The sequence below is a fragment of the Kitasatospora sp. NPDC057904 genome, assembly GCF_042887925.1.
Taxonomy (GTDB): domain Bacteria; phylum Actinomycetota; class Actinomycetes; order Streptomycetales; family Streptomycetaceae; genus Kitasatospora.
In genome coordinates, this window is the sequence record NZ_JBHVOL010000044.1 from 1 (window position 1) to 24304 (window position 24304).

Below are 24304 nucleotides of genomic sequence, written 5' to 3' on the forward strand. Positions count from 1 at the left end.
GAAGCCTGCAGCTTAAGCAGGGCCTGGCGGCCCTGCGGCGGTGCTGACGCACCGCCAGGTACGGGGGTGCCGGCTACGCCGTCACCGTGCGTGGCGCGGCCTCGGCTGCGCCTCGGCGGGTGGTGGGTGGTTGGGGGAATTCTCCTGCGGCGAATTCGTGGGCGCGGCACGCGCCGTTGGGGCGGGCATCGGGCGTCGCTGCGCTCCGCCATTTCCGGGGCATTGTCCCGGGCCTGCGGCCCGTCAATCGGTCGGCTTTCCCGTCGTATTGTGCCGGTGTTTTCACGGCCCTACGGGCCGGTTGGCTGACAGACTTTCCCGGGCTGCGCCCGGGGTGAGCGTTGACGATGTGACGCGAAATTCGGGTAGCAGCCCCTTGCCCCGATCGGGCAGGGGTGCCGGCCGGGGCCTGCGGCCCTCGGCGTTGACGATGTGACGCGGACTTCCGGTAGTGGCCACAACCCCACCCCCGGGGGCCTCCCCCGGTCCCGGCCGGTGGCCGGTCCAGCCTTGCCGTTGCTGGGCTGTCGGCATCCACCGCCGCCGGAGCGGGGCCTACGGCCCTCGGGAAGCGCCGGTGGGCCTCCGGTCTAGCCCGGGCCTCCCCAGCCCCGGTGGCGGCCCCTCACGAGCGGCCCGGACGGCGGCTCCTGACGGGCCCTCAATCGGGAATCCCGGCCGGGCATCCGAAGCGTTTCCAGCAGTGCTTCCGGAGCGCCGTAAAGCCATCCTACCGGTCCGCCAACGGGCGCGGAACGCGAACACACAACCTCGCGACAATCGCGCGCACCCGCCCTATTCGGCGAAACTTCCAGCCGAAATACGAATTCCCTTCCGCCCTCTTTCAGGCGGCAACCCGAAAGCCCCGAACGGCGCAGCGATCAGAAATCCCATTCAGGCACGCCAGAAAGGAGCCTACGGCCCTCCACGCCGACACGGCGACCGCCCTCCAGGTGCACCCAGGAAACCCCGCCCAGCGTCAACCAAGCAATTCCCGGAGCGACGCCACCAAACCGAACACCGGACCAGGACGGACGGGGCCTGGACGGCGGCCAGGACGGGCCCGGAGGCGGCCGGGCAACCGGGGACCGGCACGGCCGGGACAGCGGCCAGGACCGGCCACCAGGACCTCCAGGGCACGGGCCTGGACGGCGGGCCAAGCCCGGCGCAGCGGGAACCGCCGAGGCCGGCGGAACGGACAGCCCGGTGCAACACGACACCGCAACACGCCCACCCGCCTCGCTCCCGAACACATAACACCTGGTCAGACCCGCAACACGGCCCCGTGTTGCACCCCACCGCACCGCGTTGCACCCCGCCGCCGAGCACCACCGCCAGGACCAGGCCGTCGAGAAGGCCAGGCGCGGCCCCAGGCGACGCGGGCGGGCGGCGGGAACCGCCGAGGCCGACCGACCGGCGCAGCCGGTGCAACACGGCACCACAACATGACACCGAGCACTACCTCGCTCCCCCATCGAGACCAGCCACCCAGTCAACCCCCGAGCGCCACGACCAAAACCAGGCCGCCAGCCGGGCCAGGACACCGCCAACTGGGAGGCGGTGCCCTGGCCCAGGCAAGGCGTCAGGGGTGCGGCAGGGTGTTCGTGAGGATGTGGACGGTGGTGGTGAGCAGCGGGTGCAGCAGGAAGTCAACGACGGCTCGGGCCGCGGCAGTACACAGCAGGTTCAGAACGGCCGTGACGGCTGGCCGGCGAGCTGCGGTGCGCAAAGTGGCCAGGGCTCCGCGGACAGGTGTGCTGGGGCGGTGGGGGTTCACGTGGGTGCTCCTGAGGTCGGGGACGGCGGTGTGCCGGCCGGTCGTGGAGCAGTCGAGTGGTTCGGGGAGGGGTCCGGCGAGGCATGCAGGTGACGAACGGTGCGTCCGTCCTGGTCGTGGGGGGTTCGGCTAGGGTTCGGCGAGCGTTCGGAGCAGCCGGAGGGGAGCGCGTGGTGGGGGAAGCGGTGGCGGAGTTCGGGCGGGAGCTGCAGGTCTTGAAGAATGCCTCGGGGTGCTCGCTGACGGAGATCATGAGGCTCGGCGAGATCTGGTCGGAGAAGAACCCGGCCCGGGCGGTGAAGTTCAAGAAGCCGTCCCTGAGCGAGTGGTTCAACGGCAAGTCCGTACCGTCCAGCCCGCAGGTGCTCCGCGTCCTGGTCGAGGTGCTGGAGCCGCTCGCCGAACGGCGCGATCCGAGTCGCCCGCGCAAGGGCGTCGAGGAGTGGGAAGGGCTGCGTCGGTCAGCATCGCGTGAACGGCACCGGGGCATGGGGATCCCCCGGGGCACGGCCGGCGACGCTCACGTCCGCGGAGCCCGGGCCGGGCGGTCCGGTAGCGGGGAGGAAGGCGCGCGCGTAGCTGCGGGGCAGGCTCAGGACGCCAGCAGCGGGAAGGCCCCGGGCGCAGCGCCGTGGGACGGTGCCGTCGCAGCGGGCGACGCCGCGAAGGCCGCCCGCATCCTGGCCGCGCTGCCCCCGTACGAGCCGTGGCTGCGCACCCTGCGGACCAAGCCGATGGACCGCGTCCACACCACCGTCGACGACGCGTTCACGCTCGCCTGCGAGGAGCTGCGCGCCGAGGTCGTCGGCTTCATCGACCCGGCTCTGCAGCAGGCGTACACGGTGGTGGAGGAGACGGCGATGGCACTGGAGCTCGAGCTGGAGGGGATGTACGGGCCCGACACCGGGTCACCGTGGCGGGTCCTGACGAACTACGTCCCCCAACGCCCCCAGCAGCTCGACGGCCTGCACGCGGCCCGCGACCGTTTTGACGCGGCCTACCGGGCCCTGCTCGACGTGCTGAACCAGCGCGGGATGCTCCCGCAGCCGGACCAGACCGTTCCCGGCCTGTCCGAGGCACCGGACACCGGCAAGGCCAGAACGGACGACGGGCCCGTGGCACTGGCCGACGCGGCCCTTCGGGCACTGCGCCGGGCAGTCGAGTCACAGGTTCCGCTCGACGGATTCGACAGCGACCTGGAGATCGACCCCGGGGCGTCCGGCGACGAACTCGAATGGGAGGAGATGATGTGGGACCCGACCCTGCGTCAGCGCAGGGCCTACCGGGGCGCCCTACGGGAGGTGCGGGATGCCTTCGACGGACTCGCGCCGTACCTCCTGCTGGTTCTGGGCCCCGACCCCACACGCGAGGACCTGGAACGAGCGGACGAACGCGTGCGGCGACTGCGCGCTCAGCACATGCAGCCCTGACAGACCGCAGCGCCCGGCAGCCCCAGAGCAGCCAGCGAAGGCGCAGCAGTCTGGGCCGGCGGCACCCGACCTGAACCACCGGCCCGCACCACCAAACCGAACACGACCCCCGACCATCGCAATTCCGACCCGAATTCAGGCCACCACCAGCAACCAATCCACCAAACCAGCCAAACGGAATACCTGGCAGAAATCACACCCCGAAAACCGGCCCACAACACCCCACCGCCCCCACTCCACCGATAATCACCCACAGTAGCCAAGCCCAGACCCGTGCCAACCCCCACCCACACCTCAACAGGCACAACCAAAGGTCCAGACAACACGCTATCCGAGGCTAAAACACCCCCATCACGGCCAACAGGTCACACCCGTCGGCTCTTCGCCGGGTAGGGCCTGGCGTGCGGTAGGACGAGAGCCGCGATCGGCGGCCGGACGGCCAGGCGCAGCGGCCCGGCGCGCGGCGGCCGGGCGGTGCGGGCGGGCAACACCAGCGGGCCCAAGTCCTTGACGGGCGCGGTCCTGTTCGCACTGCGGGCACTCCAACCGGTCGGGGCCAGCCTTCCTGGTCAGCTCCAGATTCGAGGCCGCCTTCCCACCGATCGAGCCCCGGCACGAACCAGCACGGGCACAGCAAGGCGTTTGCGGCCCGAGCTGCCTCCAGCTGTTCTTCGGCCTCCCCAGGCGTTCGTTGCGCTCCTGGTGGCAGGTCCAGCAGCGGGCGCGCCACGGCGGCAACGGCGCAGTGCGCCGTCCCGGCAGCAGCCTCCAGCTTCGGCCGCTCGCCGTGTCCCTCAGTCACAGGCGATGCACACCTGCCTGGCCAGGCAAAACAGCAGGGGGCTTGACGGCACATAACATTTTTTGCCTCAGATGTAAACGGTTTGGGGCTGCCGTTCGTCTGCTGGGTATGAAGCGTCAAGGGCTCACTCAACTGCTCGGCTGGACCCCGGCGGTGCCGTTCGTGGCGCTGGGTGCTCACCAGTCGTCATGGATCGTGCTGGCCCTGGTCGGGGCCCTGGGGGTGGCAGTGCGGCAGCTGGCCGAGTGGCAGCGACGACGCACCCTGGTCGCGCTGGTCGAACGGTCGCCGCTGGGCACCGTCGTGGAACAGGAGAGTGGAATGGGCGGGCCCGGCATGCGGGTCCAGGTCGGCGCCCGGCCGGCCGGGGGAACGGACATGGACGAACGGACCCAGGGGGCCAAGTGACGACAGAGCACACCCGGCGCATCCCGGCAGACGTCGCCGACGCCGTCACCGCGCTGTACAACGCCGCGTACCGCGACGTGCTGCGCAGCACCACCGTGCTGGCCGGTGCGGCGGACGCCCCCGACCTCGTTCAGTACGCCTTCCAGAAGGCCGCGCTGAAATGGGACGAGGTCGGCTCCCGCTCGCTGGACGGCCAGAAGGCGTGGCTCAGGACGGTGGCCCGCAACCGGTTCATCGACGATCTTCGCCGCGATGTCCACTTCGACGAATTGCACTTCCAGGTGTGCGAGCACTACACCAGCGCCCCGCACAACCCGGCGGACGTCACCGTGGCCCGCGCCACTCTCGAACGCTGCTGGGCGGTGATCTCCGCCATGCCCCGGTCCCAGCGCGCGGTCGCCGTCCTGGCCTGGCGCGAGGGCCTCGCCCCGGCCGAGGTCGCCCAAAGTCTCGGCATCTCGCCCGCCACCGTGCGGGTGCATCTCCACAAAGCCCGCCTGCGTCTGGGCGCCGAAGTCGGCGAGCACCTGCCCTTCGCCCAGCCCGCCGCACAGGGCACCGCACAGAAGAGGAGGGCATCATGACGATCATCTGGCACTCCGCCGACAACACCGACCCACTGCCCGACCTGCTCCGGCGCATCGAGCAGGCAGTGCCGCCGCCGAGCGAGAGCGACGTCCAGCGGGAACTCGACCGGCTGACCACCTGGATGAACGAACCTGCCCGGCCAGCCCTCACACGCCCGGTGACGCACCCGCCAGCGGACGACATCCGGTTCCTGACCATCGCGGACGCCGCCGCGCTGCTGCGGCTGACCAAGCTGACCGTCTACCGCCTGGTCCACTCCGGCGACCTGTCGGCCATCCGGACCGGCAATGCCTGGTACGTGCCCAGGGACGCCGCCCTCGACTACCTCCACACCCTCGACGTCGCCCAGCCCCGGGACTGACCTCTCCCCCAGCCTGCGGCGGACCGCAGACACCCGCAGGGCCGACAGCACGGAGGCGGGCCCCGGAGAGTTCCCGGGGCCCGCCTCCGTAATGACTGGTGGCGACCGCGCGAGCAGGTGAAGGAGCCAGCCGCCCGTACCGGCAGCCAGCGCCTGGCCGAGTACGCGGCCACGGTGCTGGCCTGTGGCCGGGACCTGGACCCCGAGGACGAACGCGGCGATCGTCTCGTTAACCGCCATCACGTGCTGGGCACCAGTACGGGCAGCGCCCCGGGCCGTGGAGCCCATGTCGGCACGGGGCAGGCCAGGCCAGTTCCAGTGGCGCGGTCGCGGATCCGCTGCTCGGTTGAGTCGGGCCGTTGCCGGCAGGTTCATCCGTTCAGGCAGACGTGGCCAGAGTCTATGACAGAGCCGTCCTCGAACTCGGTCTCTTCATGCCATCCACACTTTTGACACTGCGCCTTGGCAGTCCAGCGCACCGATGTCGCACCAGTCCGGCCTCCTTCGCCCTCCGGTTTCCCGCGTCTGTTCCAGGGAGCAGTCCCACGACGAATGGGGTGCAGCCGGAGCGACTGATCGTCACTGACGGTGGAGAGGAAGGTCCCGTTGGATGAAAATGCCAGCCCAGTGACGTTCCCGCGGTGTCCGCTCTCAACGAAGCCAAACGACTCTCCAGTGGTCGGGTTCCACACTCCCACAACCCCGCCTGCGGCTGTGGCCAGAAGTGCGGCGTCGGGGGAGAACGCCAGCGCGCTGATTGAGCGCTCGTGGCCGAGAAGGGCCGGGCGCGCTTCCTCTCCTGTGGCCGCCAGCCACAGACAGATCCTGCCGTCGTCGCTGCCCGATGCCAGCATCTGCCCGTCTGGGGAGAACGTCACCGGTCCAACGGCTCCGGCATGGCCCACCAACGCTGATCGGACCTCCTCCCCGGTGATCGGACTCCAGATCCGTACTACGTCGATGTCGGGGACGCCCAGATATCGCCCGTCCGGAGAGAACGTCAAGGTAGGGAGTGAGCCACGACGATCGATGAACGCAGGTCTCATCTCTTTGCCTCGTCGCAGGTCCCAAATTCTGACCACATACGCGTCGGTGCTGGCTACCAGGTGGTCCACCGGGGAGATGGCCACAGCCTGAACGTCACCCGTGTGGCCAGACAGGGTCAGCCCGACCTGCTGGCCGCTGGCCCAGTCCACGACCCACACCTCGTCTGCGGCCCCGATTGCCAGTAGCTTCCCGTCACTGGAGAAGGCGAGCGAGGTGACCATCGCACTGCTGGGAACAGTCCTCATCTGCTGACCAGCTTCCGAGTCCCAGACCTGTGCTTCAGTACCTGAACTCACAGCCAGCAGTCGCCCGTCGGAAGAGAATGCGGTCACGTAGCCAATCTCGCTCTCCCCCGTGAACCTCTCGCTGAGTGCGAAGACCCGGCGCCCGGTCGACCTTCCTGCAAGCGCGACAGGCCATCTCGGTTCAGCCTGGGTCTCCTTCAGAGGTGCGGCGGCCACTGCGGTGGCTCGGCTCGGGCTCCGATTCCGTTGACGGGATCTCTGTACCTCTCTCCAGCGATCGCCCCATGCCTGCAGGTCAGGGGAGGTGTGCTCGATACGGGTCGGCCGACCGTTCGCATCCCACGAAAGCAGAGCCCGGATCAGCGCTGAGTAGAACTCCCAGCCGGGAAGCCGCTTGCCGTTGAAAGCTTCGCTGAGTGCGGAGGGCGACAGCGGCCGTCGACCGTGCGTGTTTCGAGCGCTGATCTCAGCGAGCGTCGGATTTCCGCGGCTGATCCTAAGGTTCCGCAGGTCGGCAGCAAGGGACTGCAGCAGCAGCTCGTACGACGGAGTCTCAATCGGCGCAGCTGTGCCCACGTGATGCGGCTCTCTCATATCCCCACCCAAAGTCGTCGAAGCCCAGGGTAGAGGCCCTATAACCGAAGAACACCGAAAACCAGCGAAGTTCACCGACTGCCCCACACGGTCGCCGAACTTCGCTCCAGTACGGCACAGTCCACCAGTATTCGCCGAGCAGCGAATTTCTTCGTGACACGCGACAACTGCTTATCTCACACGCTGAGCTGATGGGCATGACCGAAACCCAACTGCCATCGCCGGCTACCAACATCACCCCGATCGATTCCAAGCCCCCAGTGCAACCGGAGCACACCCTCGAAGAGCGCCCCATCCCGGTGCAGCGCCGGCTTCTCGATCTGATCGCTCTGGTCTGTCTTCTGACCAGCGCGACCACGATCTACGTCATCGCTGGGACCAATGCCGGCACGGTCGCCAGCGTTGGCCTGGGTCTGTTCGCCACCTGGAGGTCCAACCGACCAACCTGAGATGAACCAGCAAGCAAGCTCACGCGTGCCGAGTGCTCCGGTACTGGATGCGATCGGCAACGCACGCGGAGTGCAGGCCAGGTTCAGCTTCTGGGCGGTCGGCGCCGAGAGACCAAGGCCAGCTTCTCCCGCGCGTCCCAGCCGGTTTCGGGGCCGTCTTCCTGATTACAGTCCTGGTCGGAGTCGACCAGGGTGCCGTCCTCGAACAGCGCGTCGCCGCCGGCTCCGCAGGCACCGCATTCCTACTGGGCGTGCCAGGAGACCTTGGGTGGCTGGGGGTAGGGGTGGTCACTCGTATCCTCCGGGAAGTGGGTCGTCCCGGCCCGGGCCGGGGCCCCTGTCGGCACGGGCCATCCCGAGCACCGCAGCGGCCGCGTCCAGCCCGGCCGCACCCTCCCAGCCGCCACGTCTTGTGCCGGACGCCGTGTTGCCATCAGAGGCCACCAGGCCATGCAAACGCTCGGTTCATCGGATTAGACCTGCGGCCGGTCAGGTCCGTGACAAAGTAGGGACGGGTGGCCGGGGGTGGAAGGGTGCCTGGGTGGCTCGCGGTATGGACGACGACGCGTCACATCGTCTGGGCAATGCCGAGAAGACACAGGCACCACCGGGCCCAAGTCCTTTGCTGTGCAGGCCGGTTCGCAGCTCTGGTGGTCAGATCAGCCCGGACTCGACTGTCCGGGCCAGGATGTGTTCTGCCTCAGCCGCCGTCAGACGAAGGCTTGAAGAACCTCTCTGCCCGAAACAACGGACCGTGCATTCATATCCGCTGTCGGCGGCCTCGGTGACCGACACGCACATGTGCATCGGCACATCGCACCCCTGAAGACCTCGTTCGAGGTGAAGGTGGCGGCGCAGCGCGGCGAGTCTGTGGTGCGGTGGCAGGGTGCGGTGGGTACGGCAGCCGTTGCAGTTCAGGAGGTGCTGCACGCTGCCTTTGCGGGCGAGGAACTCCTTGCCCTGGCCTTCCATGGTGTTGCAGCTGCCGCACAGGGGCCCGCGGATCAGGCCGTGTTCGTGGCAGTGGTCCCAGGCGGCTGCGGGCCGGGCCGGTTCGCAGATCGCGCACAGGAAGTCCTCGGCCCGCGGTCCGCGTTCTCGGACGCCCGCGTAGGTGGCTCCTGCCAGTTCCTGCCGGTAGCGACGCAGTCCTGCGGCGGCGCAGGCGGGGCAGATCACCTTCCAGCCGCTGGTGGTGGATGTGTGCCAGGTCGAGTCCGTGCTGTGCGCGCCGCAGGTGCCGCAGACGTGGCTGCCGGCAGCCAGCGCGGTCTCGGCCTCCTCCCACAGGTCAAGGATGAGAGCGACGGTGCGCGGGATCAGCCATGTGTCGTGCGACCAGACCAGCGTGGGGACTGGAAGCACGCAGGCGATGGAGTGGTTGGCGCAGCGCTGGAGCAGGCCCTCGGGGGTCAGGCCGCAGGGAAGCGCCCACCCGTCGGAGCGGCGCTGGCAGAAAGATGTTCCGCACGAGCAGCCGTTCTTCATCCGCATAACGAAGCCCGCGTGGTCGGCCCAGCGACGGATCTGTTCTCTCCAGCCTGTGCGAGCAGGCGTCGCCGGCTTGGGCTTGCCGGGACTGTGTGGCCGTGGGTCGACGAGGTCGTTGGGGTCCCACGGCAGCGCGACAATGGTGCGCCCGGCCGCGCGCACCTCGGATTCGTCGAACTGCCACCGGTTTGCGAGCTTGTGGGCACGCACCGGCACATGACCGAAGAAGACGAAATCGTGCTCGGCGAAACGCTTGCGCTGGAACTGCTCCGGCACCATCGGGACCGGGCAGCCGCGCATCTCCTCGGCCAAGCACTGCACAGCCAGCTTTTGACTGATCATCCGACCAGCTTGCCACCCGACTCTGAAAACGGGCCCGGGTGATCGGCTGATCCGGTCTGGTGGCGCAGCTGCGAAGCTCTGCCGACTGAACTGGGTCGCGACCGCGGGTCCGGGCGCCTCTTCCCACGGGGGCTGCAGGTCGCTTCCGTCCTTCGTCAGTGGGGTTGTGGCGGGAAGGCCGTCTGCCAGGCTCCGAGGGCGTCGAGCAAGGCGGTCTGCTGGGCAGTGTGTCCTCCGGAGACGGCGAGGCGGTTCTGCTTGCGTAGCCAGGATCCGGGGCGGAAGTGGGAGTCACTCAGGTGGCCGGTTCGATTGGCCGGGCCGATGAGGCTGCCGCCTCCGGAGAGGTAGGCGGTCAGGCGACGGTAGGAACGGTTCCAGTCGGGCTCCAGCTGCCAGAGCGTGTCGAGGACGTCGAGGGCGTGGTGCTGGTGGTCGGTCAGACCCCCGGCCTTGCGCTGGCGGCGCATCCAGGCGCCGACGGCGTAGCCGTCCAGCGTTTCCTTGGCGGGGATGGCGAGGTGGCCGGTGCGGGCCGCCCAGGCGCGGGCGTAGGCGTGGCCGCGTTCCCAGGCTCCTGCGTTCTTCGACCAGATCATGCCGAGGGCATCGAGTTCGGTGATGCGGGCGGGGGCGAGTTCACCGCAGCCCTTGAGGTGGCGCTGGCGGGCGATCCAGGCCATCAGGGGGCCGTCGTGGTCAGGGTCGGTGGGGTCCAGATGGTGGTGCTCGGCATGGAAGGCGGCCGCATCGGCGTACATCCGCTCCCACTCGCGCCAGCGCGTGCCCTCTTCCTGGAGTCGGCGGCGCCGCTGGACTGCGCCGGCCAGGTGCGGGGGCACGTTGGGAACGTCGACGAAAGCCGTCCAGTCGGGGCCGTCCGGCAACGCTGCGGGGAAGGCGTAGCGGGTTGGGTGCTTCTTGTTGGGGTGGGAGTGCTGGGGCGGGCGCAGTCGGCAGTGCTCGGCGCTCTGCAGGAGGGGTGCCAGGGCGTGCCCGGGCGGGGCGAGGAGGCGGGTGCCGGCGGTGGTGAGGTTCAGGAAGTGCGTGGCGGCGTCCATCAGGGGGCGGGCCCAGGGCGGGAGTTCGTAGGTGGCGCAGCGAGCGGGGGTCCGGCCGTGGCGCGGGGCGTGGAGGGTGAGGGTGGGGTGGGTGGGGTGGTAGTCGGCGGGGGTTGCGGTCGCGAGGTGGTGGAAGGGGGCGCCGGTGACGAGGGCAATAACGAGCGCCGCGGCGTGTTGGGGGTGGGCGAGGTGGTGGATGCGTTCAGCGGCCTGGCGGAGAAGGCCGTCAGGCGGTGGGGGTGGCAGGTGGTCGTTGGTTGCCGGGGCGGGGGTGCAAGTGGTGCAGGGGGGTTCGGGGATGTCAGACAGGGCGAGGCGGGTCAGGGCCGGGATGGCCAGCCAGTCGAGGTCGGCGGCACGCGCAATGGGTGGGATGGGCGGGCGTGGGGCGGGGTCGGGCAGGGCGTACGGGGGCAGGCCGGTGGTGGTCGTGTGCGCGGTCGAGTGCAGGGCCGCGGTGAGGGCGGGCGGCGGGGTGCGGTGGCAGCCGACGGTCAGGTGGATGCCGGTGCGTAGCTGCAGGTCCAGCAGGCGGCGCCAAGTGGTCGGGGCGAGGAGGTGGGCGCGCAGGACGGTCAGGTGGTGGACGGAGGTGGTGAGGATCCAGGCTGCCGCGGCCGCCCACAGCGGGCCTTGGGCTCCGCTCCAGGGGCCGGGTGGCGTGTAGGGCTTGCCGAGGGCGGCGAGGATGTCGAGAGCGAGGTCGTCGGCGCGGGTGGTGCCCGGCGTCGGGTGCACGGTGATACGACCGGCAGCGGGATCGTGGGCAGCCAGCGCCGCCCTGATGAAGGCCGCGTCGTCGCCCGGGTCGAGAGCCAGGGTGACACCGGGCGCCGGGCGCGGGTTCACGTCCTGATACCGAGGCGGCCGTAGACCTGGCACAGCAGCTGTTCGTCGATACGGGTGCGGCCCTGGGCCGCCAGGCCGTCTGCGGCGAGTTTGGTGATCCGGGCCCAGGCGCGGAAGTTGCCGTGCGCGGCCTGCTTGTCGACCAGGGCGATCAGATCTGCATCGATGCCCTCCCACAGCGGGTGGAAGGCCGGGATGGTCGCCAGGACCTCGGGGAGGGTAAGCGGGTGGGCCTGCTGCCAGATGTAGACGCGGGAGGCGAGCATCGGCTCGCGGCGCAGCACCTTCGCGCAGCCGTCACCGCCGGCGAAGACGACGGCAATGTCGGTGGCCGGGTCATCCCACAAGTAGCGCCAGTACTCGAAACACTCCCGCGACATCCACTGCGCCTCGTCACAGACCAGGACGTGGAAGCCGCGGGCCAGGGAGTCTTTGAGGACGGCGTCGAACTCGATCGGGCGCGCGGGTGGCTCGCCGGGCAGGCCCAGGGCGCGGAACAGCTCGTGGCGGATGTCGCGCGGGGTGGGCCGGGCCCGAAACGCGATCCGGTAGGAGTTGTGCGGTGCGAGCAGGCGCAGCGAGGCGTTCACCGACAGGGACTTGCCGTTGCCCGCCGCGCCGGAGATGCACATCATCGCGCGGGCCTCCAGGGTGGCGGCGATGTTCTCCCGGGCGGTGCGCAGCGCTTCGGTCGCGACCGTGCAGGCGCCTTCCAGGTGCAGGTAGTGATCGGCGCGCTCCGGCGGCAGCATGCCGGGACGGACGGCGGGTGCGGTGGTCACGGTGAAGGGCTCCTACGAGGCTCAAGAGATCGGAACGGGCGGACAGATGGGGCCAGCGGATCCGAGTGGGGGCGCCTGGCCGGCGGCCCGGGCCGAGGCGAGGGGCGGGGCTTGAAACGGGTAGTTGACGCCCGGGTGCGACGGCGGTGTGGTGCGAGCAGCGGCCCCGCGGCGGGGTTCAGACCGACGGTGCCGGATCCACTGGGCCGCCGTCTGCGCGCTCAGGCCCGGCAGGTGTCGTGGTTCGGGGCAGGACCCAGCCGTCCGGGACCGGGGCGTGCGGGAGCAGTCCGGGCAGGGCCAGCGCCCGGAGGTCCCGGCCGCCGGCCGCCGCGAGCTCGGCGTCGGCCTCGGCCGCGGTCAGGGTGCCGAGCGGCCGCGGCGGGGCCGGGGTGGTCACGGCCGCGAACCGCTGGCGGCGCAGCTTCTCCGCGGCCTTCAGGTCCGCGCGCAGCCGGCGGGCGGCGGCGGTGCGCGCCGCGCGCAGAGCGCGGATCTGTTCCGGGCTCGCCTGCTCGGCGAGATGAGCGGCGCCAAGGTGGCGGCCGGTGGACGCGTCGAAGACCTCGATCTCGCCGTCGTGGTGCGGCAGGTGGCGCAGGCGGACCTTCGTGCCGGTGTAGCCGACCATCCACGGAGCGACATAGGCACGGCGGCGCCAGGAGATGCCGTTCGTGGTGATCGTGCGGGTACGGCCGTCGTCCTCCAGGGCGAAGAACGCGAGGTGCTCGGGCGGGACGTCGCGTAGCAGCGTCGGGTCGGCCATCCACGCCTCGGTGGGGGTGCGGCCGTCCAGGCCTGACGGGTGGTGCTCGGTGTTCCACCACCGCACCCAGTCCAGGAGCAGCGCGACGAACGCGGCGAACGTCAGCGCCGGCGCGTCCGGATCGGCGAGCCGGCCTCCGGTCAGTTTCTGACGGTGGGTGTAGCGCGGCAGGGAGACGAGGAACATCTCCTCCACCGCGTCATTCAACGCCTCGACCGTGCCCTTCAGGTGCGGGCTGTAGGCCGGCAGGTCCTGCACTGGAACGGCGAACGCGCCGAGCGCCGCCGTCACCGTGGCGCACAGGAACTCTTTGCCCCGGTCCACCCGCACCAGGGCAGGAAGGCCGCCCGCGGGACCGAACGGTTCGGTGCGGGTGATCGAGCTGCGCAGCGCGGCCAGCACCGCGTCCCGGGAGGGGGCGTGCGGCGTGACGGCCAGGCCGAGGACGTGCTTGGTGGCGCAGTCGATGAACCAGGTGATCCACGGACACGCCAACTCGCCCTCGACATCGACCTGCACCGGCACGTGCTTGTGGTCACCCTCCCAACACGCGTTCCTCCACAACACCGGCCGCTTCCCGAACACGTCATGCGCCCGCCGGGCCGCCTCCCCACCCCGCAGACCCGCCCGCTCCCCCACCGGCAGATCCCGTACCACCGCGCGGTGCAGCGCCGACAGCGACAGCACCGGCCCTGTATCGGGGTCGTCCGCCGCGAGGGCCACCAGTTCACGGTGGACAGCCGAGACGTTGCCTCCCCACAACGCCAGCAGACGCCGGATCTCCGGGGTGACGGTCAGTTGCGTGCGGGGGCGCGGCGAGAGGCGGCCTTCCTTACGTGCCGCGGCGACCCAGTACCACACCGCCCGCACAGTCACCCCGAGAGACGAGGCGACAAGACGCACATGAGCCGTGGTCAACTCACCCCGGCCGTCAAGATCCATCAACCGGGCCACCGCAGCTTCTCGTTCACCCCAAGCCACTGCGGTGGGCCGGTCCGGCACCAACTCGGGCGGATCCAGAGCGACCACCACTCCCCCACCTGTCGACGGCACGAGACCCGCGAACCCTCCGAGCTGGCGGTCTCCTTTCAGCGGCAGGCTGTCCTCCGTCTCCGTTGCTCATCCCGACACGCCGGGAGACAGCACTCGATCGAAGGGAAGCTTCGCAAGCGATGTTTCACCAGCGCCGAGAACACCGGCAGCCCACTGCTGGACCTGGCCGACAGGCCGAACCCGACGGCGGTCGGCGTCCACTCCTCATCGCGGCCTCGACGCGATGCTTCACCGGATTCCAGGCAGGCCATGCGCTACGACCCACCCGTAGGGAAACCCGGCCAGCCGGAGCAGACCGGCAGACGGCCAGGAGTGAACGCCTGCGCCGAACCCGGTGAAAACCACACGCCGAACACGAGCGGGCCGCACGAGGTGCGCCTGCCTGCGACCTGGCTACCGGCTGCCGGGCACCGGACGAAGCGCGTCGCGCAGCAGCTGGATCACGTCCTCGGTGAGGACGGTGCGGCGTTCCTCCGCCAGGGTGAGCAGTTCGGCGGCCTGTGCGGGGTCGGCGTCGAGGGTCGGGACCGAGCGGGTGAGCCAGGGGTGCGGGGTGAGTTCGCGGATCCGTGTGGTGGCGTCGGTCCTGCCCTGGGCGGCGAGCCGGGGGTGGGTGTCGCCGCTCGCGAGGACGGCGGCGCGCAGTGCGGTGAGGCGGTCGCGCCGGCTCAGCAGCCGGTAGCCCGCGCGCCGCACGGCCGGCCGCTGCGGGTCGGTGAGCATGTCCCACAGCAGGTCGGCGGGCAGCCGGGTGGCGCTGGGGACGAGGGCCGCGGCGGCCTCCTTGACCACCGCGGCGGAGTCGTCCCGCAGCAGCGCCGTGACCCGGGGCACGGGCACCACGTCGAGGCTCCGCAGGGCCCGCAGGGCCTGGACGCGGACCTGGGGGGCCGGGTTGTCCAGGAGCGCGGAGAGCAGGGGGACGTCGGCCCGGCCACCGGTCTCGGCGAGCCCCGCGACCGCCCCGACCTGCGGCTCGTCGGCCCGGACGGCCGCCTGGTAGTGCGTCAGCGGGTCCGTGCCGGTGCGGCGCGCCGCCTCCCGTGCCAAGGCCCGGACCTGCGCGGACGGGTCGTCGAGGTACGCCACCACGCTCTGCGGGGAGCCGGTGCGCATCAGCCCCGTGAGGGCGGTGACGCGCACCTCGGCGTGACGGCTGCGGGCCAGCCGGCGCAGCAGCTCGGTCTGGTCGGTCCACACCGCTTGCCGGGCGGCGGCCTCGGCGGCCCGGGCCCTGACCTGGCGGTCGGGGTCGCGCTCGGCGAGGGCCGCGAGGTCACGGATCCCGAGGCGGTGGGCGACGGCGTCCAGGGCGAAGCGGCGCACCGGCGCCTCGGGGGCCGCGAGGAGCGTTCCGGCCAGGGCCGTGGTCGACCCGGTCAGCAACGGCACGAGCAGCTGACCGTGGGCGAATGCGCCGCGTCGGCGCCGGTTGATCAGCAGGGCCGTACGCACGGTCGCCGGGGTGGCCAGCAGCGGGTCGCCATGGAGCAGCACGGCCAGGCCCGCGCTCGCCGCGTCCCTAACCTGGCGGACCCAGTCACTGGTGCGCAGCACGAGGAACGGCATCGTCCCGGGGTGCGGCTGGTCCAGCATCCGGCGCACCGCGCGCTCGCGGATGCGGCCGTCGGCGTGCAAGGCGGCGAGGGCGAGCGCGACCGGGTCGGCTTCGGTGGGCCGCGGGGTGGGGCGAGTCGGGTGCCACCACTCCCGCCGTATGAAAGCGTCCAGGCGCAGCAGCAACGCCGGGCGCTCCGTCAGCGTGCGCAGCGCCTCGAACGAGTCTTCAGCGCTTCCGGTCGCGCCGACCTCCAACAGCGCGGCGGTCAACTCCTCCAGCGCGCTTCCGTCCGCGGACCGCTCACCGGCGACCAGCAGCCGGACACGCTCCAGGGCAGCAGTGCCCGGGGAAGGCTGCGGGACGGGGTGCTGACGACGGAGGAAGAAGTTCACCATGCCATCCTGCTGGAGCCGGCCGACCTGCCGCTTCCCATATACGACGCCCACAAGAGCCCTGCCCAGGGCCGCACCGCCGCCAGCCGGACCCAGCAGCCGTGGTAACGATCGGCGTCCGTCCTTCACTGGACTTCGGCGTGACGCTTCACCACGACCTCAGCGCAGCCCCTCACCACTGCCCACTCACAACACGCCCCTGACCAGGAACCATCACCACCCAACCCCAAGTGAACAGCAACGCCGAACCCACTGAAAACATCACGCCGATCATCAGCTCGGCCCTCCCCGGCCCCCGGTGGCGGGCCCTCACGGACGCCCCGCACGGCGGTCCCTGACCGGCCCCCAAGCACAGACTCCGGACCGGAATCCGAAGCATATCCGGAGGCGTTTTCAGAGGCGCTTAAACGGGCACCGCACGGCTCAGTCACACCGGTCCCCGGACGAGCGCGATACGCGAACAGACAACCTCGCGGCAACCGTCCACACCGACTCTATCCGGCCGCACTCCAGACGGGAATACGAATTACCTTCCACTCCCTTTCAGGCGGCAATCCGAAACCATTTCAGGGCGCAGCGGCAAGAAATCGCATTCAGGCACCTCAGAAAGGGGCCTACGGCCCTCCACGCCGACACGGCGACCGCCGTTCCAGACCGCCGAGAAAATCCCGCTCGACGTCAACGGAGCAATTCCCGGAGCAGCGACACCAACCCGAACACCGCGCCAGGAAGGCAGCCGGGACGGGCCCCGAGACGGCCGAGCAACCCGGGGGCCGGGACGGCCAGGACGGCGGCCTGGACGGGCGGCCAGGGCCCAGCAGCGGCCGAGCCGGGCGCAGCAAGACGGCCTGACGGCCGACCAGGACGACGACCAGGCCCAGCAGCGGAGCGCGGCACCGGGCAACGCGGGCGGGCGGCGGGCGGCGGGCTGCCGAGGCCGGAGGACCGGCCCAGTCCGGCGCAACACGAAGTGCAACACACCCACCCACCCCCACTCCCAGCAACATAACACCAGGTCAGACCCGCAACACGACCCCGCGTTGCACCCCCGCACCCACCACCCGACCACCGGCCACCCCGCCCCACCCCGTGTCAAACGATCACAGCCGTTACCGAATCACCTCCGTCGACTTCTCGCTGACCGCCAGACCGCCCGCACCCTCGCGAACTTCCGTCGCATCAACCCAGTAGCAGCTGCACTGCTGGCTGATCGCGTCAAACCCGGACACGGAGGAGACATTCACACCGGACACCGCCGAGCTGGGGTCCGCCCCCATGGCCACGGCAGCAGCTGTCAGGCAGAAGACCAAGATCGCGCTTTTCACCATGCCTCACGAACGGCACAGGCCCTGCCGTGGTTACGCGACGCACCCGACGGTCGGCGGCACCAGCAGCAGCCGCGGCCCCTGTCGCACTCACCTGTCGCGCCCCCACCACACACAGGGAGTCAAGGGCATCCACCCACGTCACAGCACACGACACCCCCCCACGCGACAGGGGGACGCAACGGCCCGCCGACCACCACCAGGACGGCGCCCACGGCCACCACAGCGGCCTCCGGAGCGGCCTGACGGCCACCCAACCGGCCGGAGCGGGGCGGCAGCGCAGCCTGGACGGCGGCGCAGCGAGGCCGGAGCCGGGCGCAGCGGGACGACGACGGCGGCACCCGACAACCCGGACGGCGGGCCCGGGACGGCGGCACCCAGCCCGGACCACACCGAGCCCGACCCTCACCAAACCGAACACCAACCCCCAGCCACCGCAATTCCGACCCGAATACAGACCATCACCAGCAACCAATCCGCCAAAACAACCGGGTGGAATACCCGGCGGAATTCACCCCCGAATACACCCCAACAACACCTCACCGGCCCCCAAGTAGGCCTACCCGACCCCCAACCACCACACAAAGTCACCAAACCAGCCACCCACACCACCCACCACACACCCCCAACAGGCAGAACCAAAGGTCCAGACAACCCAGCGAAATAGGCCATTTCGCGCCCACCAACACCAACAGGTCACACCCTGCGGCCCTTCACCGGGTAGAGCTTCGCGTGCAGCACCCGGTCCTCCCACCACGGATCGTCCGGGGCGGAGACCAGCGCGGCCACCAGCTCGCGCTTGGTCGGGACCGGCAGCATCAGCGGGCCCAGCCCCATCTTCTCGGCCAGATCGGCGACCGAACCGACCCGGCGCGGGCGCACCCTACGCGCGTGACGAACGATGTGGGCTTCTCGTTGCACCGGCCATGAAGAAGATCGCCGTGCTCGCGGCCCTCGCCTCGGCCGCCCTGTGTCTGACCGCCCCCGCCCACGCCGCCTCCGGGGACCTGGTCCTCAACGGCCGCATCTTCGCCAACCCAAGCGGCTGCTACCGGGAGCTCAACGCCCCTCTGTCGGTCCAGAACAGGACCGGCACTGTCGCCTACGTCTTCGCGAGCAGGGACTGCACTGGCCCCGCCCAGACCGTCCCCGCCCGCCAATCCGTCTCATCAGCAGGAGGGCACAGCGTCCGAATCAGCTGACCCGTGCGCTACCAGAAAACACGCTGATCACAAACCCAGTTCACTACCCGCCCCGGGTAGAGCTTCGCGTGGAGCACGCGGTCCTCCCGCCACGAATCGTCCGGCGCGGACACCAGCGCGGCCACCAGCTCGCGCCTGGTCGGGGCGGGCAGCACCAACGGGCCCAGGCTCCTCCGTCTCCCGGTCCCGGGCGCACGTCGGGCACTCCGGCCGGTTGGGGCCAGCCTTCTCGGTCAGCTCCAGCTTCGAGCCCGTCTGGCCGCCGATCGAGCCCCGACACGTCCAGCACGGGCGCAACGCGGCGTTCGCGGAACGGGCGGCCTCCAGCCGCTCTTCGGCCTCCCGTTCCAGGCGCTCCTCGCGGTCCCGGTGGCAGGGCCGACACCGGCCGCGATGGTGTCCGGGGTGGGCGCTATGGTCCGTACACCCATTCACCGCTGGAGGGATGAGTCACCGATGGTCCGTGTCACGCCGCCGCGCCCGGTCGACATCGCAGCCGTCTTCCCGGAGTTGGCGCCGCTCGCCCGGCAGGCCACCCGACTGCACCCCCGCCCGGGCACGCCCGGCGTGCACGACAGCTCGGTCGGCGGACCGCTGCTGTGGCCCGCCGACGAGCCGTGGCCGGTCTGCGCGGGGCCGCACCCGGAGGAACACGACGGCGGGACCGCGGTGTCCGTCGCCGACGTCCGGCTTCGGCGGGCGCTGTACGAGACGACCAGCCGCACGGCGGAACAGGACGCGGCGCTGGACGCCACCTTCACCGGACACCCGTGGAGCGGGCAGCCGAACGCGATGCTGCCGGTCGCCCAGCTCTACACGCGGGACGTACCGCTGCTGCCGTGCCCTGAGGGCGCCGACGTGATGCAGGTGTTGTGGTGCCCGCTGGAACACGACCCCCAGTGGGCGCCTGCCCCGAAGGTGAGGTGGCGTTCTTCCGCGCCGGCCGGTGGGCTGCTGGCCGAGCCGCCTCTGCCCGCCGAGCTCGCCGAGCACGGCGAGTACCTGCCCGAGCCGTGCGTACTGCACCCCGAGGTCGTGACGGAGTACCCGGCCCCGCTGGAGCTGGCGGACGGCCTCGCGGAGCGCATCAAGGACTGGTGCGAGCGGGAGTTGACCGGTACCGACCCGCTGTACCGCAACGCCGAGGAGCGCCGGGCCTACTACCAGTTCGAGCTGGCGGTAGCCCCCGGGTGGAAGGTCGGTGGCTGGGCCCCATGTGCCTCCATGGACCCGTACACGGCGTACTGCGAGGAGTGCCGGGCCGTCATGCGGCCGTTGCTGACCATCGACCCCGACGTCGTGGGCGGCGGCAGCTGGGCCCCGGTCGAGGACCGGCGCCTCGACTTCGACCTCGGGATAGCCATCGGGCGCAGCAACGTCCTCCAGCTCTACCACTGCCCAGTCTCCCTGGAGCACCCGTGCATCGAGGTGGTGCAATGACCTCCCTCCCCCGGCACGTCCAGCACGGGCGCAGCGCGGCGTTCGCGGTACGGGCGGCCTCCAGCTGTTCTTCGGCCTCCCGCTCCAGGCGCTCCTCGCGGTCCCGGTGGCAGGGCCAGCAGCGGCCGCCGGGGCGGCGGGTCCACTCGACCTGTCCCCCGGGGCCGTACCCCCAGGTGCTCTCCTCCTCGGGAACGCCGCCGCAGTCGATGCAGACCAGGGAGTCCATCAGCTCCTGGTGGGCCTTGTGCTGCTCGTCCTCGCGGGCGGCCTGGCGCAGGTCGTAGGCGGCCCGGTTGTCCGGGTTCTCCAGCGCCTCGATGAGGGAGTGCCGGCCCGAGCGGCCGAAGCGCCACCACACCGGGCCGAACGGCCCGTGCTCGGCCAACAGCTCCAGCGTGGCGCGACGACGGGCACGGCGTCGTCGTACCCACGCCAGCCGTCGTCGTTGTAGTCGTGGACCTCCCTGCACCACCGGCCACGCCAGCACTCCGCCGACAGGTCCGCGACCGCCTCCTGCCGGCTGGCCAGCGCGACCGGCGGGCACCCGGACCGGGTGTGGCCAGGCCAGGTACGGCGCCACCAGTACACCGTCCGGTCCGCCAGCTCATGGCCGGAGCGGGCCGGATCGTTGTCGCGGACCCTGGTGCGAAACAACCCGCGGTAGCGGAGGAACTTCGCGGCGACGCCAGCCGGAGCCAGGCGACCTCCACCATCAACACCGGCACCCCGATCCCCGGGGCCCGCTACACACCGTCCGGCCGCACCTTGCGCCGCCCGCCGGGCAGCAGGAACTCGGTCTCGGTCGACCAGGGTCTGTCCGGCCGATCACGTCGGTTGTGACATCAGTGGCTGGCGCTGCGGGTAGGCGCCGCCCAGGTGCGTGCATCGGCGGCGACCGGCTGGCGTGACCCGAAGGAGAGGGCCTTCAGCGGTTGGCGGGGGTGGCGCGGCGTCACCGCGCGGGCGCCTGCACCGTCTCCTGGAAGTCGGCGACCGCTTCGCCGTACGACCGCGCCCAGTCCGTCAAGGCGGCGATCGGCTCGACGAGGGTCAGGCCGAGACCGGTCAAGGCGTACTCGGTGTACGGCGAAGGCGATGGCGGCGCGCTCGCGGGCGGACGGCGCTCCACCAGTCCGTACCCCTGCAGCTTGCGCAGCGTCTGGGTCAGCACCTTGCGCGAGAGGCCGCCGACGAGGCCGACGAGTTCGCCGTGCCGGCACGGCCGCCGGCTGAGCGCGAACAGGACGACGACCGCCCACTTGCTGGTGATGATCTCCACCGCGAGCCGGGCCGGGCAGTCGGCCAGGAAGACGTCTTGCGCCAAGTCATGCTCAGGCATGGGTCGACGGTACCAAGGCCCTCAGGTACCTGGAGGTGCCTGAGGGCTTTGTAGCGTCCTGTGCCATGAGTAGCACACCGCGCACGAAAACCTTCGTCCTCGTCCACGGTGCCTGGCACAGCGGGCGCGTCTGGGACCGGGTCACGCCCCTGCTGACCCGATCCGGGCACCGGGTGCTCGCCCCCTCGCTCACCGGCCACGGCGAGCGAGCCCACCTGCTCGGCCCGGACGTGGGCCTGGACACCCACGCCGCCGACATCACCGCGCTGCTCCACGACGGCAACCTCACCGACACGGTGCTGGTCGGGCACAGCTACGCCGGCATGGTGATATCCGCCGTTGCCCACCAAGTTCCAGAACGCGTCGGCGCCTTGGTCTTCGTCGACGCGATGGTTCCCGCTGACGGCGAGTCCGTGCTGGACGTCCTCCCCATGACCCAGCAGCTCCTCGACCTCGCCGCCGGCACCGACACACCCTGGCGCATCCCGCCCCTCCCCGAAGGAGCAGGCGCCACAGGCCTGTTCGGGGTGACCGACCCAGCGGACGTGGCCTGGCTGCGCACCATGCTCTCGGACGAGTCGGCGCGCTGCTTCGAACAGCCGGTCCGACTCGACAACCCGGCCGCGGCCGCCATCCCCCGCGTGCACGTCGAGTGCGTCGGCGCCGAGCCCGAGCCCGAGCGTGCCGCCGCCCGCCACCGGGCCGTTCCCACGACGCAGCCCAACGGCAGCCCGTCGCAGGTGTGGGAGCTGCGTAGCGGGCACGACTGCATGGTCACCGTTCCGGACCAGCTCGCCGCACTCCTGCTGAAGGCTGCCGAGTCCATGAGCGCGCGGGGCGGGGCGTCCTGCTAGCTAGGACTGTCCGGCCGATCATGGTGCTCGTCAGGGTGCTGGCGTGTCGAAGAGCAGCGTGAGCAACGAGACCGAGAGCATGGTCTGCCCGTGGGTGGAGCCCTGGGGAACTGACCATTGGATGCGCCCCGGCGAGGAGTTCACTGTGGTGACGGACCTGGAGCCCGAGGAGTCACCGTTCAACGTAGTTGTCCATACTCAGGGCATCACGGTGTGGGTGAACTCGGCCAACGACGCCGCGGTCGTCGACAGGAACGGCAGCCTCGTGCCATGCGGGCACCAGCGCCCCGCCGATCCGGGATGGTGACCGGTCTCAGCTTTCGTCAGGACCGGAGCCAGATGACGAGCGCGGCCGCAGTGACGGTGCCGAGGAAGACGTGGCCGCGCTTGCCGTACCGCGTTGCCACGGAGCGGGAGTTCTTCAGCCCCGGCGCCGTCCCGGGGCCAGGCCCCGGGACGGCGCCGCGAGCGGACCACCCGGCCGCCGCAAGTCGATCACGCCCACCCTGGCCACCGCTGGCCCGCCCGGCCCGGCCGCCCGCACCCATCGGAACGCCGAGCTGCCCGGCCGCGGCGCGAGCACCGGGCTCCGCCCTGGGGCCGGGGGACGGCCCGGGGGTTGGGCGAAGGAACGGAGTGGCCCGGAGCGAGACCCTGAGGGAGCCGCGCCAGGCGACAGAAGGGTCGTCGGCGTTTCTGGGAGGCCTGGACAAGGGGTCTGACCTGCGGTGATGCACCATCAAGGGGTGGGATGACCGGAAGCGGCATCGGAAGCGCGCCCACGGGCCTGTCCGGGCCCGGAACAACGTGCCGCGAGGCGATTCCCACCGGTCCCCGGCTGTCGTCCGGGGCGTCCGGGCGGCGCCGTTCGACGGTACTCGGCGCGGGCCTTCGGCACGCCTGTCTTCACGCCGTCAGCCGGCCGGTCCCGGTGGTCGTCGAGGCCGGGTTCATGTGCGGCCGGACAGGCGGCGGCGACGGCCCGGACGGCCGCTGCGCGATCCCGGTTTCCGGGGCATTCGTGTTCGAAGCAGGAGAAGGGCCGCGCTGGTCGAAGCCAGCGCGGCCGTCGTTCACCCGTTCGTCGTGCGCCTCAGTTCATCACGCAGAGCGCGCAGCGATCGGATCGCCTTCACGAGCTTCTGCGACAGGGGCGGAACCTGGTCGAAGAGATAGCCGAGGACCGTGATGCCACCGGCGATCCCTGCCACGATGGTGGTGACCCATCCGGCAGTTTCCATCTTGGGCCTTCCGAGGAAGAGGGACTGGGGTGCGGTGTCAGTCCGGTGACGGTGGATGCACCGGGTGCCCACGCGGCTCCCCTGCGGATGCCTCCGCAGCCGTTCTTCCTTGGCGCGCTGGTGGGAAGGTCCGCCCTCGCGCGCTGCGACTCCGGCGGGCCTCTCGGGTCTAGCCCGGCTAAGACCATGCCTCTCCCTTTGCAACGTGGCGTTCTCGTCCACGTACCACCTCGGACGGCTGCGGCGGCTGAACAGTTCCCGGCCGGTGCCTGCTTGTCTTCGCGCGGTCAGCTGGCCGGTCCCGGTGGTCGTCGGGGCCGGGGCGGTACGCAGCCGGGCGGGCGGCGGTGTCCGTGCCGGCGGCCGGGCGGGGAGGTACTGCGGGATGACGGCGGCCGGGCCCTCGGCGGCCTCCAGACGCAGCGGGTCGGTACCGGGGAGTTCGAGGAGGGCCTGGGCGAGATGGAGGTCGCTCTCCAGGACGGCGGCCGGGATACGGACGTGGCGCAGCGCGGCGATGGCGTCGGCGGCCTGTTCGGCGGGCCGCTGGGCGGGCTGTGGCGGGTCCGGAGGAGTCGGTGGGGCCGGGACGGCGGCAGGGCCGTGCCCCAGGGTGGCTGCTGGCGGCCCTGCGGGCGTGGCTGGGGGCCGAGGGCGGCGGGCCGGGTCGCGGCCACGCGGTGTCCGGGCGGCCGGCCTTCGCCGGACGCCACCAGGACCAACAGCCCCGCAGGATAGGGACGCGCGCCGTCCGGACCGTCACCCAGAACCGCACCCACCCACCACGAGCGGCCAGGGCAGAGGGACAGACAGAGGGGGTTGTCTGACCTTCCGGCGACCCGAGAACAGGCTCTGATCTGCGGAAACGCCCGATGACGGGTGGAGACGGCGGGGTACCT

At 71.0% G+C, this 24304-nt stretch carries 18 protein-coding genes; 9 read left to right on the forward strand and 9 right to left on the reverse strand.

The features are described from left to right. The first annotated feature begins 1992 nt into the window (after positions 1-1992). From ACFVSN_RS44125 to ACFVSN_RS44140, 4 genes are all read left to right on the forward strand, one after another. Positions 1993-3207 (forward strand): hypothetical protein, encoded by a 1215-nt coding sequence (locus ACFVSN_RS44125; protein ID WP_387959164.1) that lies wholly within the window; start codon positions 1993-1995, stop codon positions 3205-3207. 910 nt (positions 3208-4117) lie between these two features. After that, a complete protein-coding gene (locus ACFVSN_RS44130; RefSeq protein ID WP_045704085.1) occupies positions 4118-4417 on the forward strand; it encodes a hypothetical protein in 300 nt (99 codons plus the stop codon). Continuing rightward, positions 4414-5001, forward strand: a complete 588-nt coding sequence (locus tag ACFVSN_RS44135; protein ID WP_387959165.1) for an RNA polymerase sigma factor — start codon at positions 4414-4416, stop codon at positions 4999-5001. The genes ACFVSN_RS44130 and ACFVSN_RS44135 overlap by 4 nt, the downstream gene beginning before the upstream one ends. A 125-nt stretch (positions 5002-5126) precedes the next feature. Next, positions 5127-5366, forward strand: coding sequence for a helix-turn-helix domain-containing protein (locus ACFVSN_RS44140; RefSeq protein WP_387959208.1), 240 nt, complete (start codon positions 5127-5129; stop codon positions 5364-5366). A 371-nt stretch (positions 5367-5737) separates the two neighbouring features. Here ACFVSN_RS44140 and ACFVSN_RS44145 read toward each other — a convergent pair whose 3' ends face one another. Continuing rightward, entirely contained in the window at positions 5738-7234 is a 1497-nt protein-coding gene (locus ACFVSN_RS44145) for a WD40 repeat domain-containing protein (protein ID WP_387959167.1), read from the reverse strand. A gap of 209 nt (positions 7235-7443) precedes the next feature. On the opposite strand from ACFVSN_RS44145, the gene ACFVSN_RS44150 reads away from it, so the two are divergent. Further along, the gene (locus tag ACFVSN_RS44150; RefSeq protein WP_387959169.1) at positions 7444-7701 is read left to right on the forward strand and encodes a hypothetical protein; all 258 of its coding nucleotides are present in this window, start codon (positions 7444-7446) and stop codon (positions 7699-7701) included. Between the two features lie 654 nt (positions 7702-8355). Here the strand turns inward: ACFVSN_RS44150 and ACFVSN_RS44155 are convergent. The 6 genes from ACFVSN_RS44155 to ACFVSN_RS44180 all read right to left on the reverse strand — a co-directional run bounded on the left by ACFVSN_RS44155 (position 8356) and on the right by ACFVSN_RS44180 (position 18208). Next, positions 8356-9534: an endonuclease domain-containing protein gene (locus ACFVSN_RS44155; protein WP_387959172.1), complete on the reverse strand. Its 1179-nt coding sequence runs from the start codon at positions 9532-9534 to the stop codon at positions 8356-8358. A 155-nt stretch (positions 9535-9689) separates the two neighbouring features. Continuing rightward, entirely contained in the window at positions 9690-11447 is a 1758-nt protein-coding gene (locus tag ACFVSN_RS44160; RefSeq protein WP_387959174.1) for a helicase associated domain-containing protein, read from the reverse strand. Next, positions 11444-12229, reverse strand: a complete 786-nt coding sequence (locus ACFVSN_RS44165; protein ID WP_387959177.1) for an ATP-binding protein — start codon at positions 12227-12229, stop codon at positions 11444-11446. The genes ACFVSN_RS44160 and ACFVSN_RS44165 overlap by 4 nt, the downstream gene beginning before the upstream one ends. Positions 12230-12407: 178 nt before the next feature. Next, complete coding sequence (locus tag ACFVSN_RS44170) at positions 12408-13937, reverse strand: Mu transposase C-terminal domain-containing protein (protein WP_387959178.1); 1530 nt, start codon at positions 13935-13937, stop codon at positions 12408-12410. A 504-nt stretch (positions 13938-14441) separates the two neighbouring features. Continuing rightward, positions 14442-16004, reverse strand: a complete 1563-nt coding sequence (locus tag ACFVSN_RS44175; protein ID WP_387959181.1) for a HEAT repeat domain-containing protein — start codon at positions 16002-16004, stop codon at positions 14442-14444. Between the two features lie 2018 nt (positions 16005-18022). After that, complete coding sequence (locus ACFVSN_RS44180; RefSeq protein ID WP_387959183.1) at positions 18023-18208, reverse strand: hypothetical protein; 186 nt, start codon at positions 18206-18208, stop codon at positions 18023-18025. Between the two features lie 44 nt (positions 18209-18252). Between ACFVSN_RS44180 and ACFVSN_RS44185 the strand changes: the two genes are divergently transcribed. Both ACFVSN_RS44185 and ACFVSN_RS44190 read left to right on the forward strand, forming a co-directional pair. Beyond that, complete coding sequence (locus ACFVSN_RS44185) at positions 18253-18528, forward strand: hypothetical protein (protein ID WP_387959185.1); 276 nt, start codon at positions 18253-18255, stop codon at positions 18526-18528. Positions 18529-18984: 456 nt separating this feature from the next. Then, positions 18985-19968 carry a hypothetical protein gene (locus ACFVSN_RS44190; RefSeq protein ID WP_387959188.1) on the forward strand — a complete coding sequence of 328 codons (984 nt, stop codon included), beginning with the start codon at positions 18985-18987 and terminating at the stop codon, positions 19966-19968. 955 nt (positions 19969-20923) lie between these two features. Here ACFVSN_RS44190 and ACFVSN_RS44195 read toward each other — a convergent pair. Next, positions 20924-21310: a winged helix-turn-helix transcriptional regulator gene (locus ACFVSN_RS44195; protein WP_387959190.1), complete on the reverse strand. Its 387-nt coding sequence runs from the start codon at positions 21308-21310 to the stop codon at positions 20924-20926. 65 nt (positions 21311-21375) lie between these two features. Between ACFVSN_RS44195 and ACFVSN_RS44200 the strand changes: the two genes are divergently transcribed. Beyond that, positions 21376-22164, forward strand: coding sequence for an alpha/beta fold hydrolase (locus ACFVSN_RS44200; RefSeq protein ID WP_387959192.1), 789 nt, complete (start codon positions 21376-21378; stop codon positions 22162-22164). A gap of 43 nt (positions 22165-22207) precedes the next feature. After that, positions 22208-22471, forward strand: coding sequence for a hypothetical protein (locus ACFVSN_RS44205; RefSeq protein WP_387959193.1), 264 nt, complete (start codon positions 22208-22210; stop codon positions 22469-22471). Positions 22472-23237: 766 nt separating this feature from the next. Here ACFVSN_RS44205 and ACFVSN_RS44210 read toward each other — a convergent pair. Then, the gene (locus ACFVSN_RS44210; protein ID WP_387959195.1) at positions 23238-23405 is read right to left on the reverse strand and encodes a hypothetical protein; all 168 of its coding nucleotides are present in this window, start codon (positions 23403-23405) and stop codon (positions 23238-23240) included. Between the last annotated feature and the right edge of the window lie 899 nt (positions 23406-24304).

Excerpts from the sequence above, each read along its gene's own strand:
- ACFVSN_RS44130 (WP_045704085.1), top strand. The coding sequence starts at position 4,118 with ATGAAGCGTCAAGGGCTCACTCAACTGCTCGGCTGGACCCCGGCGGTG.
- ACFVSN_RS44140 (WP_387959208.1), top strand. The coding sequence starts at position 5,127 with ATGAACGAACCTGCCCGGCCAGCCCTCACACGCCCGGTGACGCACCCG.
- ACFVSN_RS44150 (WP_387959169.1), top strand. The coding sequence starts at position 7,444 with ATGGGCATGACCGAAACCCAACTGCCATCGCCGGCTACCAACATCACC.
- ACFVSN_RS44155 (WP_387959172.1), bottom strand. The coding sequence starts at position 9,534 with ATGATCAGTCAAAAGCTGGCTGTGCAGTGCTTGGCCGAGGAGATGCGC.
- ACFVSN_RS44170 (WP_387959178.1), bottom strand. The coding sequence starts at position 13,937 with ATGGATCTTGACGGCCGGGGTGAGTTGACCACGGCTCATGTGCGTCTT.
- ACFVSN_RS44175 (WP_387959181.1), bottom strand. The coding sequence starts at position 16,004 with ATGGTGAACTTCTTCCTCCGTCGTCAGCACCCCGTCCCGCAGCCTTCC.
- ACFVSN_RS44185 (WP_387959185.1), top strand. The coding sequence starts at position 18,253 with ATGAAGAAGATCGCCGTGCTCGCGGCCCTCGCCTCGGCCGCCCTGTGT.
- ACFVSN_RS44190 (WP_387959188.1), top strand. The coding sequence starts at position 18,985 with ATGGTCCGTGTCACGCCGCCGCGCCCGGTCGACATCGCAGCCGTCTTC.
- ACFVSN_RS44195 (WP_387959190.1), bottom strand. The coding sequence starts at position 21,310 with ATGCCTGAGCATGACTTGGCGCAAGACGTCTTCCTGGCCGACTGCCCG.
- ACFVSN_RS44200 (WP_387959192.1), top strand. The coding sequence starts at position 21,376 with ATGAGTAGCACACCGCGCACGAAAACCTTCGTCCTCGTCCACGGTGCC.
- ACFVSN_RS44210 (WP_387959195.1), bottom strand. The coding sequence starts at position 23,405 with ATGGAAACTGCCGGATGGGTCACCACCATCGTGGCAGGGATCGCCGGT.